Annotated in this window: 16 protein-coding genes; 5 read left to right on the top strand and 11 right to left on the bottom strand. The window is 66.8% G+C overall.

Annotation, left to right across the window (positions count from 1 at the left end; translation table 11 throughout):
• The first annotated feature begins 7 nt into the window (after positions 1-7).
• Positions 8-799: an exodeoxyribonuclease III gene (locus tag AC5P5M_RS11730; protein ID WP_495205921.1), complete on the top strand. Its 792-nt coding sequence runs from the start codon at positions 8-10 to the stop codon at positions 797-799.
• Between the two features lie 44 nt (positions 800-843).
• Here the strand turns inward: AC5P5M_RS11730 and AC5P5M_RS11725 are convergent, their stop codons facing one another.
• The 5 genes from AC5P5M_RS11725 to AC5P5M_RS11705 all read right to left on the bottom strand — a co-directional run bounded on the left by AC5P5M_RS11725 (position 844) and on the right by AC5P5M_RS11705 (position 4,113).
• The gene (locus AC5P5M_RS11725; RefSeq protein WP_111186911.1) at positions 844-1,038 is read right to left on the bottom strand and encodes a hypothetical protein; all 195 of its coding nucleotides are present in this window, start codon (positions 1,036-1,038) and stop codon (positions 844-846) included.
• The gene (locus AC5P5M_RS11720) at positions 1,035-1,667 is read right to left on the bottom strand and encodes a DNA-3-methyladenine glycosylase (protein WP_065176091.1); all 633 of its coding nucleotides are present in this window, start codon (positions 1,665-1,667) and stop codon (positions 1,035-1,037) included. Before AC5P5M_RS11720 ends, AC5P5M_RS11725 begins: the two co-directional genes overlap by 4 nt.
• Positions 1,668-1,736: 69 nt before the next feature.
• Positions 1,737-2,696, bottom strand: coding sequence for a cation diffusion facilitator family transporter (locus AC5P5M_RS11715; protein WP_495205920.1), 960 nt, complete (start codon positions 2,694-2,696; stop codon positions 1,737-1,739).
• 70 nt (positions 2,697-2,766) lie between these two features.
• Entirely contained in the window at positions 2,767-3,378 is a 612-nt protein-coding gene (locus AC5P5M_RS11710; RefSeq protein WP_111186913.1) for an AprI/Inh family metalloprotease inhibitor, read from the bottom strand.
• A 90-nt stretch (positions 3,379-3,468) separates the two neighbouring features.
• Positions 3,469-4,113, bottom strand: coding sequence for a TetR family transcriptional regulator (locus AC5P5M_RS11705; protein WP_197571394.1), 645 nt, complete (start codon positions 4,111-4,113; stop codon positions 3,469-3,471).
• A 124-nt stretch (positions 4,114-4,237) separates the two neighbouring features.
• Between AC5P5M_RS11705 and AC5P5M_RS11700 the strand changes: the two genes are divergently transcribed.
• On the top strand, positions 4,238-6,520 hold the full coding sequence (locus AC5P5M_RS11700) for a TonB-dependent receptor (protein ID WP_495205919.1): 2,283 nt from the start codon (positions 4,238-4,240) through the stop codon (positions 6,518-6,520).
• A 17-nt stretch (positions 6,521-6,537) separates the two neighbouring features.
• Entirely contained in the window at positions 6,538-7,434 is an 897-nt protein-coding gene (locus AC5P5M_RS11695) for a tyrosine-protein phosphatase (protein WP_111186916.1), read from the top strand.
• Positions 7,435-7,484: 50 nt separating this feature from the next.
• On the opposite strand, the gene AC5P5M_RS11690 is transcribed toward AC5P5M_RS11695, so the two are convergent.
• From AC5P5M_RS11690 to AC5P5M_RS11675, 4 genes are all read right to left on the bottom strand, one after another.
• Positions 7,485-7,742, bottom strand: a complete 258-nt coding sequence (locus tag AC5P5M_RS11690) for a hypothetical protein (protein ID WP_053515893.1) — start codon at positions 7,740-7,742, stop codon at positions 7,485-7,487.
• A complete protein-coding gene (locus AC5P5M_RS11685) occupies positions 7,739-9,091 on the bottom strand; it encodes a TFIIB-type zinc ribbon-containing protein (RefSeq protein ID WP_495205918.1) in 1,353 nt (450 codons plus the stop codon). The genes AC5P5M_RS11690 and AC5P5M_RS11685 overlap by 4 nt, the downstream gene beginning before the upstream one ends.
• A gap of 21 nt (positions 9,092-9,112) precedes the next feature.
• Entirely contained in the window at positions 9,113-10,252 is a 1,140-nt protein-coding gene (locus AC5P5M_RS11680) for an SPFH domain-containing protein (protein WP_193395822.1), read from the bottom strand.
• Positions 10,253-10,348: 96 nt separating this feature from the next.
• Entirely contained in the window at positions 10,349-11,221 is an 873-nt protein-coding gene (locus tag AC5P5M_RS11675) for an NAD(P)-dependent oxidoreductase (protein WP_495205917.1), read from the bottom strand.
• 204 nt (positions 11,222-11,425) lie between these two features.
• Here AC5P5M_RS11675 and AC5P5M_RS11670 point away from each other — a divergent pair, with 204 nt between their 5' ends.
• On the top strand, positions 11,426-11,887 hold the full coding sequence (locus tag AC5P5M_RS11670) for a helix-turn-helix transcriptional regulator (protein ID WP_495205916.1): 462 nt from the start codon (positions 11,426-11,428) through the stop codon (positions 11,885-11,887).
• 10 nt (positions 11,888-11,897) lie between these two features.
• Entirely contained in the window at positions 11,898-12,323 is a 426-nt protein-coding gene (locus AC5P5M_RS11665; protein WP_053515885.1) for a VOC family protein, read from the top strand.
• Positions 12,324-12,368: 45 nt separating this feature from the next.
• Here AC5P5M_RS11665 and AC5P5M_RS11660 read toward each other — a convergent pair whose 3' ends face one another.
• Both AC5P5M_RS11660 and AC5P5M_RS11655 read right to left on the bottom strand, forming a co-directional pair.
• Positions 12,369-13,064: an HAD family hydrolase gene (locus AC5P5M_RS11660; RefSeq protein ID WP_283219769.1), complete on the bottom strand. Its 696-nt coding sequence runs from the start codon at positions 13,062-13,064 to the stop codon at positions 12,369-12,371.
• Between the two features lie 93 nt (positions 13,065-13,157).
• Entirely contained in the window at positions 13,158-14,072 is a 915-nt protein-coding gene (locus tag AC5P5M_RS11655; protein WP_461288274.1) for a hypothetical protein, read from the bottom strand.
• Positions 14,073-14,103: the final 31 nt, after the last annotated feature.

Here is a 14,103-nt window from a genome sequence, read left to right as displayed (position 1 = left end):
GTTCTGCATGGCCCGCCGCAAGACGTTGCGCATCGCCACGTTCAACGTCAACGGTATCGGCACGCGCTTGCCCCATCTGCTTGCCTGGCTCGACAGGACATCGCCGGACGTGGTCGCATTGCAGGAGCTGAAGGCCACCGATGCTGCATTCCCGGCCGATGCGCTGGAACAGGCCGGCTACGGTGCACTGTGGCTGGGCGAAGCGCGATGGAATGGCGTGGCCCTGCTGGCAAGGGATGCGGTGCCGGTGGAGAGCCGGCGGCGGTTGCCGGGCGAACCGGCGGATGTGCAGAGCCGCTATCTGGAAGCGGCGGTGCACGGCATCGTCGTGGGTGGTCTCTACCTGCCCAACGGCAATCCCCAGCCGGGCCCCAGGTTCGACTACAAGCTGCGCTGGATGAAGCGCCTTATCCGTCACGCGCGCAGCCTCGTCGATCTCCCGCACCCTGCAGTGCTGCTGGGCGATTTCAACGTCATCCCCACCGAGGCCGATGTGTACGACCCGAAGGCATGGCGCCGCGACGCGCTGTTACAGCCGGAGGTGCGCGAGCAGTTCGAGCATCTGCTCGCGCAGGGCTGGACCGACGCCCTGCGCAGCGTGCACGGTGACAGCACGATCTACACATTCTGGGACTACTTCCGCCAGCATGCCGAGCGCGACCGGAGACTGCGCATCGATCACCTGCTGCTGAACCCGATCCTGGCGGCACGCCTGGTGGATGCAGGCGTGGATCGTTGGGTGCGCCTGCAGGACAAGGCCAGCGATCACGCGCCAACGTGGGCGACGGTGCGCACCTGATCCGGATCCGGCGTTGTCCGTCGGCACTGTGGTGGGGCGTCCGCTCAGCGCGTCTGCAACGATGCCTGCAGGGCGGCGGCCAGGGCAGCATCACCTGACACCAGGTCACGCCAGCGCAGGACCACACCCTTGCGCCGGCCTTTTTCCACCAGCTTCAGGCCCTGCGGATCAAGCGTCAGGGTGTAGTGCTGGCCGTCGATCTCCAGTTCACGCCGCAGTGGCCGGTCCAGCGGCGTCATCTGCGTGCTGCCGATGCAGGCCGGGGGGCGCGTGCCGAGACGTGCCGATGGCCGCGGACATGCCAGCGCCACGGAAAGTCGACGGCGCGGCTGATGCCGATCCGCGGGCCGATGACCGGGTCCGTCGGCGGAGGTGTGCCGTCGCGGGCAATGACCACACCGTGGCTGCCCGTCACCAGATCGGCGCCGTCGAAGCTCTTGTCCAGGCCGAATGCCTGGGACAGCTTGCCTGGGCCGCTGGCAAGATCGCGGTCGTGCCGTGCGGCTGGCCTGAGTTCCCGCATCCTGTCGATGCCCTGCACGGGCTCCGCTGCACGCAGCAGGACTGCCACGCCCTCGTGTTCCTGCCCGCACACCACGTTGCTTCCCCAGTGGATGCCGTAGCTGAAGTACACGTACAGATGCCCGGCCTCCCCGAACATGCTGGCTGTCCGCGGCGTCGGTCCTCGGTAGGAGTGCGCGGCCGGGTCCTGGCTGCCGCCGTAGGCCTCGACCTCGACGATACGGGCCGCCCGTCCATCGCTGCGTATCAGCAGCGCATTCAGGAGTTCGGGGGCGACCTCCTGCGGCGGACGCTGGTAGAAGCGGCGCGGCAGGAGCGTCCAGTGATCGGGCAGCCAGTCAGGCACGGCGGTAGCGGGTCGGCGAACGGGGGATCAGTCTGACGCTGGCAGGGTGAAGCGGATGCGGACGCGGCGTCAATCCGGTGAACGCGGCGCGCGAAGCGCCGCACGCCGGGCGGCGTAGACTTCCGGCGTCTGCGGTTTGACGAACAGCGCCACCAGTTCCGGGTACTCACGCTTGACGGCGTTTTCGATGCGGGTGATGCAGGCCTCGATCTGCGGCGTATGCCGATCATCCTCGAACTCCGCGCTGAGCATGGCCACCACCTGCTCTGGGCCCATCTGCATGGTGGTCACGCCATTGGCGCGGCGCAGATCGGCATCGGTTTCGGCGACGGCCAGGATGCGCTCGGCCACCGCTGGATGGGCAGGCTCGCCCACCAGCAGGCCCTTGGTCTCGCGTGCCAGCAGGAACGCAGTCACCGCCAGAACTGCGGCGATGCACAGCGAGGCCACGCCGTCCAGGACCGGCATGTCCAGCAGTTGCGCCGCGACCAGCCCGGCCAGCGCGAATCCGAGACCGAGCAGGGCTGCACTGTCCTCCAGAAGCACGGTGAACGTGGACGGGTCCTTGCTGCGTCGGAACGCCTCGAAGTAGCCGAGCCTGCCCTTGGTGCGGCGGAACTCGCGCAGCGCCACCCACCACGACGCGCCTTCGAAGAGGATGGAAATGCCCAGCACGCTGTAGCTCAGCACATGGTGGGTCGCCGGTTCCGGCTGGCGGATGTGCTGGATGCCCTCGTATGCCGACACGCCCGCGCCCGCCGCAAACACCAGCAAGGCCACGATGAAGCTCCAGAAATACAGCTCGCGCCGGTAGCCGAATGGATGCACGGTGTCCGGCGCCTTGCCGGCCCTGCGCAGCCCGTACAGCAACAGTACTTCGTTCAGGGTGTCGACCAGCGAGTGCACGCCTTCACTGAGCATCGCTGAACTGCCGGAGATGCCAGCGGCGATGAATTTGGCCACGGCAATGGCGAGGTTGCCGGCCAGGGCGGCATAGATGACGAGGCGGGGACCGGTGGGGGCGGACATCGCAGGGCGGTTCAAGGAAGGTTGCCTGATCTTCCTGATACTGCCGTCCCCGGGGCGTGCAGGGCGTCCGTCAGCGACCCTTCGGATTCAGGTAGAGCCGCGCGCCGTCGGACTCGCGAAAGCCAGACCACCGTCCGCCACCCGATGCACGGAAACGGCCGTACACCGTGTTGCTGGTGTCGGTCAGCAGCAACTGGTTACCGGAAAGCACCCAGCGGTTGGCCGGGAAGAATCCCTCTGGACAGCCCGCCGGCACATAGGCGCTGTAGCCGCCGAACCACTCCATGCTCTTCAGTTCGATCGTGCAGGTGTTCCCGTTCTCCTCGCCCAGCGTCCACGTGCCGAACAGGTCGCTGTCACGCAGATCGCGGGGATGGCGGCGTTCCTGGCCCCAGCGATCGGTGTCATCGGGGACGCCGATCTCCAGATCCACGCCGGTGCTCTCGCTGTTCGATTCGGAATGCGTCCGGGAATGGGTGCTGGACTGCGAGGTCATCGAGCCGCTGCTGCCGAAGGCCGTGTCATCGCTGCGCTGGCTTTGGCGCTGGGTGGTCGAGGTCTGGGTGGTCTGCGAGGTTTCGGTGCTCTGCTGGCCAAAGCCGAAGGATGCATCCTGGGCCATGACGGGAAGGGACAGGCAGCACAGCGCGGCCAGGCAGGTACGCGGGAGCAGGGCGATCATGGCGGGATGCTCGGGAGGGCGACCCGGAAAGCATGAGACCGGCAGGGTGGGAGACCGCGTGATGGTGCCATGCGGGCTGCGCAACGGTCCTCACTCGTCCAGAACCTGCGCGATGGCATCGGCCAGCAGCATGCGTACGCGGGGCGTGGGCAGATCAGGGTCGCGCACTGCCCGCATGGCCAGCCCTTCCACCAGCACTCGCAGCAGCAGGGTACGGCGGGCGATCCGCTCTTCGTCCAGCGTGCGGCCACGGCCCGCGTCACGCTCACGCAGCCAGCCATGAATCGCGGCGGTGATCTGCTTGTCGTGGCGGCGCAGCACCTCGGCCAGCGCCGGGTCGCGGTGTGCTTCGGCGTTGATTTCCGCAAACAGCGCCACGCTGGCAATGGCATTGCCGTGGATCGGCAGTACCTCACCCCGTGCCCATTGCTGGTAGCACTCCAGCAGGCCAGCCAGCAGGTCCGGTGCGTCCGGCATCTGGCTGATGGACGCTTGGTCGTGCCGGAGCTGGCGCTCGATCAGGGCCAGGATCAGGGCACGCTTGTTGGCGAAGTAGCGGTACATCAGTCCCTGGCTGATCTGCGCCTGCGCAGCGATGTCGGCAATGGAGCCGGCATGGAATCCCCGGGTGATGAAGCATGCCTGCGCGGCATCGAGGATGCGCCGCCGCTGTGCATCTGCATGGGCGGCGGCGGTATCCGCTGCGGGCGAGGGGACCGCGGGCGTCTGTGTCATGGATCTTCCTGGCTGGGATGAAGGGCCGGGATAGTACTTCACGGATCGCGTGAATGAACGGTCATTCATCTGTCACTGGCCGCCTCCACACTGCGCCGGCCAGCCCCTTCCGTGAATGAGTCCGATGCGCCACCTTCCGCTGCACCGATCCCTCCTTGCCCTGGCCGTTGCCACTACGTTGCCCGCCTTGGCCCGTGCCGAAGAAGCCCCGACCGCCGATATCTCCAGCGAAACCGCGCGCACCGTGGTCGCCCTGGACCAGGTGGTGGTGACCGCACAGAAGCGCGCCACCAACCTGCAGGAAACGCCCATATCGGTCTCCGTCGTCGACGCAGAAGGCTTGAAGGATCGGAGTGCGATCTCGCTGGGCAGTCTGTCCGACGGATCGATCCCATCGCTGCGTGTCACCCCGTTCGCGACCCGCAGCTCGGCGCTCAACATCGGCATCCGCGGCATTGGCGCATCCGGAGACGCCAATCAACCCGCCCGCGATGCCGGAGTCGGCATCTATGTCGATGGTGTGTTCATGGGGCGTGCGCAGGGCTTGGGCAGCATGCTCTACGACGTGGAGCGCATCGAAGTGCTGAAAGGGCCGCAAGGCACGCTGTTCGGCCGCAATACTGAAGGCGGTGCGGTGAGCATCGTGACAAAGCAGCCAACCGGGGAGTTCGGTGGCAGCGTGAGCGCGGGCGCGTCGAACTTTGGTGGCTACACCACCGCACTGCACCTGGATCTGCCGAGGGTGGCGGATCTCAGCTTCAAGGTCGATGCCGTGCAGGCAAAGCGTGACGGCACCACGGACAATCCGATGCGCGGCGAGCGCGATTTCAACGCCTATGACAAGCGCGGCGCGCGACTCAGCGCGCTCTGGCAGCCCAGCGAAGATTTCTCGCTGCTGTACGCCTTCGACAGATCCTACGATGCGACCACGCCTTACCACACGCAGGTGCTGGTCCCGGGTGCCTTCCTCAGCCCGCTGCAGCAGGCCGGTGCCAGCCAGGACCGGCGCGACAGTGCGATCCTGGGAGGACCGCAGGAGGACAATATCGGCCGCACCAGCGGACACCTGCTGAACCTGTCCTGGACCCTCAGCGACCAGCTTGAGCTCAAGTCCATCAGTTCCTATCGCGAACTGACCCAAGGCCAGTTCGACATGGGCCTGGTCGACGCGATCTCGGCCTATGGAGGGGCCGGTACGCCATTCGGACGCTACAGCCTTGCCCAGGTCTACCAGCACCAGTACAGCCAGGAGTTCCAGCTGATCGGCAACACCGACCAGCTGCAGTTCCTGGGCGGAGCATTCTTCTACCACGAGACTGCCGGCGACAATGCGCAGACTCCGAACATGCTGGTGTGGGGGCCGGGTGGCAACAGCTACACCGTCAACCCGGCAACCAATCCGCTGGATCTCTCGAAAGTACGCGTGGACCGTGCCAGCAAGGCATGGACCGACAGCCTGGGGGTATTCGGGCAAGCGACGTGGACGCCGGAAGCGATGGACCGGCTGCACCTGACCGCAGGTGGCCGTTACACACGCGATGACAAGAAGGGCAACCTGTACACCGTCAACGGTGCCGCCACCCAGCTGGCGTTCAACGACCGCTGGAGCCGCTTCGACCCGATGGTCAACATTGCCTATGACCTCGGTGGCCAGGCCATGGTCTACGTGCGTTACAGCACCGGCTTCAAGGCTGGTGGCGCGAATTCCCGCTCGACGAACTACACCGCGTTCGGCCCGGAAGAAGTGACCGCCTACGAGCTGGGTTTCAAGACGCAGTTCTGGGACGACCGCGCCCGTCTCAACGTCGCGCTCTTCGACGCCACGATTGCTCACAAGCAGATGGATTTCTCGTTGCCGTTCGACCCGAACAGCGGCGAGACGCGTACCACGATGGTCACCACCAACGCACTGGGCGATGGCAGATCACGCGGCGCGGAACTGGAGTTCAACGTGATGCCGGTGGACAACCTCACCCTGGCACTCAACTACGCCTACACGAAGATCGATGCGCAGACCGCGGTCGATCCGTTCGGCGCAGGCGTGCAGGTGACCGTGCAGCCGCTGCTGGCGCCGAAGAACGCCGGCAGCCTGGCCATCGACTATCTGGTGCCGTTCGCTAATTTTTCCGCGCTGAAGTTCCACGTTGATGGGAACTGGTCCGACGGCTTCTACACCAGCGAGTACGACCAGATGCTGACCGACCGTTCATTCGTGGTCAATGCCCGCGTTGCACTGGTGGATGTACCCATGAACAGCACTGGCACCACGATGTCGTTCTCATTATGGGCGCGCAATCTGCTCGATGAGCAGCACCTGTTCTACAAGCTCAACAGTCCGGCACTTGGCCAGACCGGCATCTTCAACGACCCGCGCACCTTTGGCCTCGATGTGGCCATCAACTTCTGAAAGCCCTGGAGAACCTCATGAAGACCCGCCCTGCCAGCCTTTTCCTGGCCCTGATGCTCTGCTTGCCGGTGGCCATGACTGCGGTCGCCGCCGATGCCCCGGAGGCCGTGGCTGCAAAGCCGACTGCCACCGCCAACGTGGTGCCTGTCGCCGCCGATGCGTCGCGGGAAATACCGCTGCAGGGAGCATGGAACGTGCGTACCTTCGCCGGTCTGCAGGGCCGCCATGGGCCGATTCCCGCCGAGGCATTCGTGCGCACCGCCGACCTCGGCCGCCTGACCGACGCAGACCGCGACGCGCTGGCCGCGGCCGGGGTGAAGCTGGACATCGACCTGCGTACCGCAGACGAGGAACGGCAGTCGCCGGACCTGCTGGCCCGCGATGAGCGCTTCGATTACCAGCGCATCTCGCTGATGGGCACCGAGCAGATGGACCTGCAGAAGATGATGGCCAGCTTCCCCGATACGTTGGGCGATGCGTACGTACAGTGGCTGGGCCACAGCCAGCCACAGTTCAAGCAGGTGTTCCAGCGCATCGCCGCACAGCAGGACGGCACCGTGCTGTTCCACTGCACGGCCGGCAAGGATCGCACCGGCATCATCGCGGGCCTGCTGCTGGATCTGGCCGGCGTGCCCGAAGCGGACATCGTGCACAACTATGCGATCTCAGCCCACTATCTGCAGGGGCAGCCGAAAGACAGCGCCATGAACGCGCAGATCATGGCGCTCATCAGGCAGAATCCGGAGATCGGCCGCAAGATGGCCGGGATGGCCGGGACCGCGCCGGACAACATGGAGCGGTTCCTGGCGGCGCTGCGCAGCCAGTACGGTGGTGCCGAGGGTTATCTGAAGGCGATCGGCGTGAGCGAGCGGGAGATCCAGCAGCTGAAGATCAGGCTGGGCCAGGCAGGCTGAGCGTCGGCATGACGCGTGCGCGGGGACGCGTTGGATGGCGTCCCCCGCCCTCAGGGCCTGGGTTTCAGCCGCGCCACGCGTCGTCGGTACTGGTAGACGTTGTCGCCCTCGATGCGGGTGGCCTCGGTGCCGCGCACCTGGCCCACCTTCTGGTCCGAGCCGCTGACGGGCGCGGCCTGCACTTCGGTTTCATGCTCGAAGGCGTGTGATTTGTCGGTATTGCGGTAGTAGCGGTACAGCGCCCAGTACAGCGCGGTCGCGCCGGCCGGACCTGCCGCCAACAGCCAGAGGCCACTGTCGTCGCTCATGCGGTCGCCATCAGAATGAGGATTGCCACTGCTTCGATGATCGTGCCGGCCGTAAGGGCTGCCAGCAGCATCTTCCACTGCTGCACGGGCACGCTTCCCATGGTTTCGCCGGTACGCCCGTTCACCGCGATGTAGTGCAGCATGCCGCCGTTGCGGCCGGGCTGATGATAGGAGTACAGCCAGACCGGCAGGTACATGGATACCCAGCGGGTGCCATGCACGTCCAGCTGTTCCTGCTCCCAGCGGACGCCCCGGTTGTAGCCGCGCACCGACGCTTCCACCTGTGCGCGCGCGATCGACAGCAGCTGGTCCTCCAGCCGCGGGCGCAGCGTTTCGACATCGAGATTGCGCTTCTCGGACGTGAAGCCGGCCAGGTAGGACGCGTTCCATTTCACCGCGTTCTTGGTGTCGAACGGCAGAATGGTGTTGATGATGTTGTTGGTGTTGGCACTGATGTCCAGATTGCCGCGCTCGGCAGAGGATTCCAGCGGCAGATCGTCGACGGTGAAGTTCACTTGGCGCTCGATCTGGTAGACATCGGCATCGTATACGGTGCGCTTGTTCTTCTCGCTGCCCACGGTGTATCGGCGGGTCTGGATCTCGCCCTTGCCCGCCACGGCGGCGCTGACATTGCTGTCCACGATCATGTATGGCAGGTACACGCCGACCACGTTCTCGGGCGTGAACTGATCCTTGAAGGCTTTCAGGGCGAACAGACGGCGCTTGTCGACGAACTGGCGGATGCGGGCAACCGCATCGTCCTTGCTGATGTGGAACGGCAGTACCGCATCCGGCACCGCGCCATTGGCGATCTGCTCGTTGACGCCGAACACATGCCGGCACCAGTGGCAGCGCGCCGTCATCGTGCTCTCGGTGTTGACCGTGACTTCGGCGCCGCAGCCGGTGCATTTGAAGCTCATCAGCGCCGACGCATCGGCATCGATGTCGCGTGCACCGCTGGCAATGATGGTGCCACGCAGCAGGTCGATGTTCTCGCCCAGACCGAATGCCTCTTCCACCCGGGCGCCATGCCATTCGTGACGGCAGTACAGGCAGACCAGGATGTCTGTGCCGAGCTTGGGCCGGATATCGGTGGCGCCGCATTTCGGGCACCGGTTCAGGCCGTCCTTCAACTCGGTGGCGGAGGTGTCGATGGCCAGCGGGTCCGGGGCGTCCACTTCGTCGCGGATCGCCTGCGGCAGCTGCGAGGTGTCCAGCGGGAAGCTGCCGGGTGGGGGAGGGACGTCCCGCGGAGAGCCCGGACCGTCCAACGCCGCCCCCGGCAACGGCGGAGGTGTCACAGGGCCGGAAGCGGGCAGCGGAGGCGGTCCGTTGCGTGGATCTGACATGTGCGGTTCGCGTCCTGCGGGTTACAGGCCCAGCGCCTTGGCCTTCAACGCATCATAGTCATCCTGGGTGATCAGGCCCAGGTCCAGCATCTCCTTGGCCTTTTTCAGCTTGGCCACCGGGTCATCCGCGGCCGGGGTGGCCGGCTGCTGCATGCCGCCGACACCGAACATGCCCGATGCCATGCCGACCCCCACCAGGCCTGCCGCGCCACCGTTCTCGCCGGCGGACTGGATGCCCTGGGCGACACTGGCCTGCAGGTTGGAGTTGCCGCGCGATCCGGCCAGCGCGTCGGCGCGCTGCACGGTCTTGAGCAGTTCGCGGGTAGTGGCGTCGTATTCGATGGAGACGATCGCCGTCTTGACGATGGCCAGGCCGCGATCGCTCTGCCACTGGTAGGCCTGCTCGACGGCGGCCGACAGGCTCTGCGCGAAGCCGATCGAATCCTGCTGCAGCCGGGTGATGCGGTTGCCCTTGCCCGGATCGTTGGTGTACAGGCTGAAGGCCGGCGCCAGCGAGCCCACCACCTCATTGAACAGCTGGGTGGCGGCAGCGTTGTCCAGGTCGGTGAAGTCGAACACCTTGCCCGGCTGCAGGTAGGCTGCGGGTACGAAGTTCTTCACGAACAGGATCGGATCAACGATCTTCAACGTGTACGAACCGCGGGTGACCGCGCCGACCTGGGTGTTGAGGAAACCGTCATCCCAGTAGATCTCCGACTGGGTGCCGAAACGGTTGTCCGGCAGTTCCTTCAGCGAGACGAAGAAGGCGGCCTGCTGGCTTCCCGGCTGGCCACCGAACTTGAAGCGCTCCCAGCTCTGCTTGATGAAGGTGCTGACCAGGCCGTCGCCGGCGAAGAGGGACTGCGAGTTCAGGTCGTCCGAGCGCCATTCGTATCCGCCCGGTTCGGCGACGAAGGCGGTGATCGCACCGTCCTGGAACAGCAGCAGGCCGTAGCCCTCGGGCACGACGATCTTCGAGCCGTTGCTGATGATGTTGGACGACGCGTGGGTATTGGAGCCGCGCCCGGCATTGGTGCCCTGCGGGACCGCAGCGAACAGGGCTGCGGTGGCCGGTAGGCCGGTGGGCACGGTGTAGAAGTCCTTCCACTGGTCGGCCAGCACACCACCGACCGCACCCTTCACCGCCTGTACCAGACCCATGGCCAACTCCCTGTTGTTGCGTGGACAGGCACCATGCCTGTCGAGCCCGCCTGAATATAGCAGCGGGCGGGGGCGGGCGTGCCATCCCTTGCTGAATCAGGCGGCGGGCGGTCCTCGCAGCGCCTGCAGCACGGCCGCCATGTCCAGCCCGCCCAGGCCGAGCCGCTGGGCGCGGTCAAAAAGGGCATCGCTGGCCTCGATCAGCGGTGCAGCAATGCCGGCGTCGCGTGCTGCCGCAGCCACCAGCTGGCTGTTCTTCAGCACGTCGGTGATCGACGCCTGCACCGCATAGTCGCCGCGCACCATCTTGTCGAGCTTGATCCGCGAAACGTCACTGGCCATCGGGCCGGCATCGAGCACCTGCGCGAAGCGCTCCAGCGGAATGCCGTGCGCTTCGGCGAAATGCACGGCCTCGGCCAGGCCGGTCACCAGCGTGATCAGGTACAGGTTCACGGCGAGCTTCATGCGCAATGCCGCGGGAACATTGCCGCAGGGAACGCATTGCCTGCCCAGCGGCGCCACCAGCGCGGAGGCCTGTGCGACGTCCTCGTCTTCACCTGCCAGCAGGATGACCAGCTGCGCGGCTTCGGCCTGCACCCGCGAGCCGGACACCGGGGCTTCCACATAGCGCCCGCCGGCTGCGCGCACCTGTTGTGCCAATGCCTGCGAATAGGACGCGGAGCTGGTCCCCATGTTGATCAGCAGGCGACCGGCAGCACGCGCTGCGAATTCGGGGCTGTCGCGTGCCAGCACGCTGTCGATCGCCGCGTCGTTGGCGAGCATGAGGATGATCGTGCCGCAGGCAGCGAACACGTCTTCAACGCCATCGGCCACTTCGACACCGGCGGCGACCGCCTCGGCGTCGTTGCGGCCCGAGCGCGACCATCCCAGTACCTGGCTTCCCGTCCGCGCCAGGTGCGACGCCATCGGCGTTCCCATCACTCCGAGCCCGATGAATCCGACAGGCATGACTGCTTCCGCTGGGGACAAGGCGCCCATCATGCCGCAGGGCGCCGGCGACTGGCAGGGATTGACCGCACGCAGTCGGGGACGCAGGCTGGGCCGGCTCATGGCCGCCCGACACCCATCGCCCCTGTCCGCATCCTCGCACGCCATTGAAGGGGTGGCGTGCGCGGAGGATGCGTGGCCCTGCCTCGTGCATGCGGGGAGGCCATGAACCAGAGCCCGGAATTGCTGCGCCGGTTGCTGCGTGCCCGCGACTGCATGGACCGCGCCAGCCACGAACCGTGGCCGGTCGCCCGTCTGGCCGAGGTCAGCGCAGTGTCCGTGGCGCACTTCGCACGCTCTTTCAAGCAGGCGTTTGGCATACCGCCCCATCGCTACCTGCTCAGCCGGCGCATCGAGCGGGCGGTTGCCCTGCTGCGCGAGACCGAACTGCCCATCACCGAGATCGCGCTGGCGACCGGCTGGGTCAGCCTGGGCACCTTTGGCCGCATCTTCCGTGACATCACCGGCGCCAGCCCGGGTGCCATCCGCGAACGCGAGCGCGCAGGGGGGGCGGCGCAGGGTCGGCTACCGGAGTGCCACGCCCGCGCGGCGCGACGCCCTGACCTGAAGACCGCAGTTCTGGAGAAGCGGCGACGCGACAGCGCTGCTAACGTCGCCCCTGACTGAGGGAGGTCCCATGACGAACAGCGTGAATGTGGTCGGCCTGTACGTGCGCGACCAGGATGAAGCACTCGACTTCTACGTCGGCAAGCTAGGCTTCGAGGTGCACACCGATGTGCGCAACGGTGACTACCGCTGGCTGACGGTCCGCAGCCCCGGGCAGGACGGCGTCCAGCTTGGCCTGTTCCGGCCCGGCCCACCGGTCCACGACGCCGCCACCACGGCGAGCCTGCAGCAGCTGCTGGCCAAGGGGGCGATGCCGCCCCTGGTGCTCGCGGTGGACGATTGCCGGGCCACCTACGAAGCGTGGCGACAGCGCGGGGTCGAGTTCACCCAGGAACCGGTCGAGCGCTACGGCGCGGTCGATGCCGGATTCCGTGATCCTTCCGGCAATGGCTGGAAGATGATCGAGGCCCGGTCCGATGCGAGGCGGCGGCCATGAGCCGCGGGCGCGGGGCCGGCCCCACGCTGCATCCGGTTGACCGGATCACGCCACGGCGCCGGCCGCGTGGGCGGCCAGCAGGGCCGGCAGCTCATCCATGCGCGCGAACACCCGATGGACACCTGCGGCGCGCAGTGCCTCCGGGGTGCTGTGGTGCGGCCCGCCCTCGCTGAAGCCGAACACGGTGGCACCCGCGGCCACGCCGGCCGCAGCGCCGGTCACGGTGTCCTCGATCACCGCACAGCGTTGCGGCTCGACGCCCAGCGAAGCGGCAGCGGCCAGGTAGACATCCGGATGTGGCTTGCTGCGCGGCATGTCCTGGCCGCTGAAGACATGGCCCTCGAAGGCGTCGAACATCCCGACCTTGCGCAGTTGCAGTTCCACCTTGTGCAGGTCCGCGCCGGACGCGCAGGCGATGCGGCCGCCGGTGGCGGCGTGGATGGCCCGCACGGCTTCAGGGGCACCTTCGATGGCGGTCAGGTCCCGCTCCAGGGCACGATTGCGCTGCTGGCGGAACTCCTCCAGCCATTCGGCGGTGAAGGGTTTTCCCGTGCGCTCCTCGATCAGGCCGGCCAATCCGGCAACGGACTTGCCGAGAAAGACCTCGCCTGCCTGGGCGGGGGTCAGCAGCCAGCCGCGCGCACTCAGCATCTCGGAGAGCACGCGGGCCACCAGCGGCTCGGAATCCACCAGTACGCCATCGCAGTCGAACAGCACCGCATCGAAGGGGTAGGGGGACATCGACAACTCCTGCCAGTGAAAAGCCCATCATTATCGCCGGTTCGCGCAGCGCCGGGTTGCCGGGCTGCGCATGGGATGCCGAGGGCGCGCCGACTACAGGCCCGGTTCCCGTCCCATGCGATGCGCCAACGCGAAGATCGCATCGGCCCCGGCCTGGGCAGCGTCCCTGTCTTCCGGCTGCAGGTCGCTGGTGAACAGGTCCTCGACCGACTCCGGCCCGCACATGCCTGCCTGACTGCACAGGCGGTTGAGCAGCGGAGAGTCGATTCCGCAGGGGACGCCGAGCCGGCATCCTGCGAGCATCCAGGCCGCTGTGGCGACCTCGCTGCCGGCGGGAACGCCCTGCAGCTGCTCGCGCCTGCCGGCTGCCGTTGAACCCATCAGGTTGGAAAGTGCCACGTACGCCTCGCCATCCTCCTGCAGGAGGACGGCTTCAATCAGTGTCCTGTGATCGGCCAGGGACAGATCAGAACGTGCATGCCTGATCTGCTCTTCTATCTGGGCCACCAGACTGCCCTGCCGGGCGGCCAGGCTTCGGTAGTGCCGGACGTTCCTGATGCTCTCGACAGTGCCAGGCGAGAACCCGGCACAGCGCCTCTGCAACCATGCGTGGCTGCGTATCAGAGCCGCACGGCGCTCGGGAGGGATGTCGATCGTCGCGATTGCCGCGGGGTCGAGGAACATCACGCACTCGTCGTAGATCCAGCTCAGGGCCAGGCTGGCGTCGGCGTCGCCGCTGCGCGAGCGCTGCTCCAGGTCGGCGATGAGCAGATCCAGGCGGGCCGCCTCGCGGTAGCGCGCCATGGGTGAAAGCACGGGCTTGGCCTGTCCGGTACCCGCGGCGGCTGCCGACGCCGGCGCACCGTGCAGCGCAGCCTCGGCTCCGGTAGTGGCCGTGGGTGATTGCGTGCTGTCCGCAGACCGCCGCGAGGCGACGACAAGCGTCATCGCCAGGAGGACCAGCAGGGCGGCCACGCACGCGGCCATCCGGAACGGGAACTTCACCATCGACCTCTTCTTGGCAACCGGATCCACCGGC

The organism is Stenotrophomonas sp. YJH_SMC_106-19 (assembly GCF_059368375.1).
This window is presented reverse-complemented; position numbering and strand designations above follow the sequence as displayed.

Coding starts and splice junctions, on each gene's coding strand:
- AC5P5M_RS11695 (WP_111186916.1), top strand. CDS start 6,538: ATGAAGACCCGCCCTGCCAGCCTTTTCCTGGCCCTGATGCTCTGCTTG.
- AC5P5M_RS11725 (WP_111186911.1), bottom strand. CDS start 1,038: ATGACGCCGCTGGACCGGCCACTGCGGCGTGAACTGGAGATCGACGGC.
- AC5P5M_RS11700 (WP_495205919.1), top strand. CDS start 4,238: ATGCGCCACCTTCCGCTGCACCGATCCCTCCTTGCCCTGGCCGTTGCC.
- AC5P5M_RS11685 (WP_495205918.1), bottom strand. CDS start 9,091: ATGTCAGATCCACGCAACGGACCGCCTCCGCTGCCCGCTTCCGGCCCT.
- AC5P5M_RS11705 (WP_197571394.1), bottom strand. CDS start 4,113: ATGACACAGACGCCCGCGGTCCCCTCGCCCGCAGCGGATACCGCCGCC.
- AC5P5M_RS11690 (WP_053515893.1), bottom strand. CDS start 7,742: ATGAGCGACGACAGTGGCCTCTGGCTGTTGGCGGCAGGTCCGGCCGGC.
- AC5P5M_RS11715 (WP_495205920.1), bottom strand. CDS start 2,696: ATGTCCGCCCCCACCGGTCCCCGCCTCGTCATCTATGCCGCCCTGGCC.
- AC5P5M_RS11670 (WP_495205916.1), top strand. CDS start 11,426: ATGAACCAGAGCCCGGAATTGCTGCGCCGGTTGCTGCGTGCCCGCGAC.
- AC5P5M_RS11730 (WP_495205921.1), top strand. CDS start 8: ATGGCCCGCCGCAAGACGTTGCGCATCGCCACGTTCAACGTCAACGGT.
- AC5P5M_RS11660 (WP_283219769.1), bottom strand. CDS start 13,064: ATGTCCCCCTACCCCTTCGATGCGGTGCTGTTCGACTGCGATGGCGTA.
- AC5P5M_RS11680 (WP_193395822.1), bottom strand. CDS start 10,252: ATGGGTCTGGTACAGGCGGTGAAGGGTGCGGTCGGTGGTGTGCTGGCC.
- AC5P5M_RS11665 (WP_053515885.1), top strand. CDS start 11,898: ATGACGAACAGCGTGAATGTGGTCGGCCTGTACGTGCGCGACCAGGAT.
- AC5P5M_RS11655 (WP_461288274.1), bottom strand. CDS start 14,072: ATGGTGAAGTTCCCGTTCCGGATGGCCGCGTGCGTGGCCGCCCTGCTG.
- AC5P5M_RS11710 (WP_111186913.1), bottom strand. CDS start 3,378: ATGATCGCCCTGCTCCCGCGTACCTGCCTGGCCGCGCTGTGCTGCCTG.
- AC5P5M_RS11675 (WP_495205917.1), bottom strand. CDS start 11,221: ATGCCTGTCGGATTCATCGGGCTCGGAGTGATGGGAACGCCGATGGCG.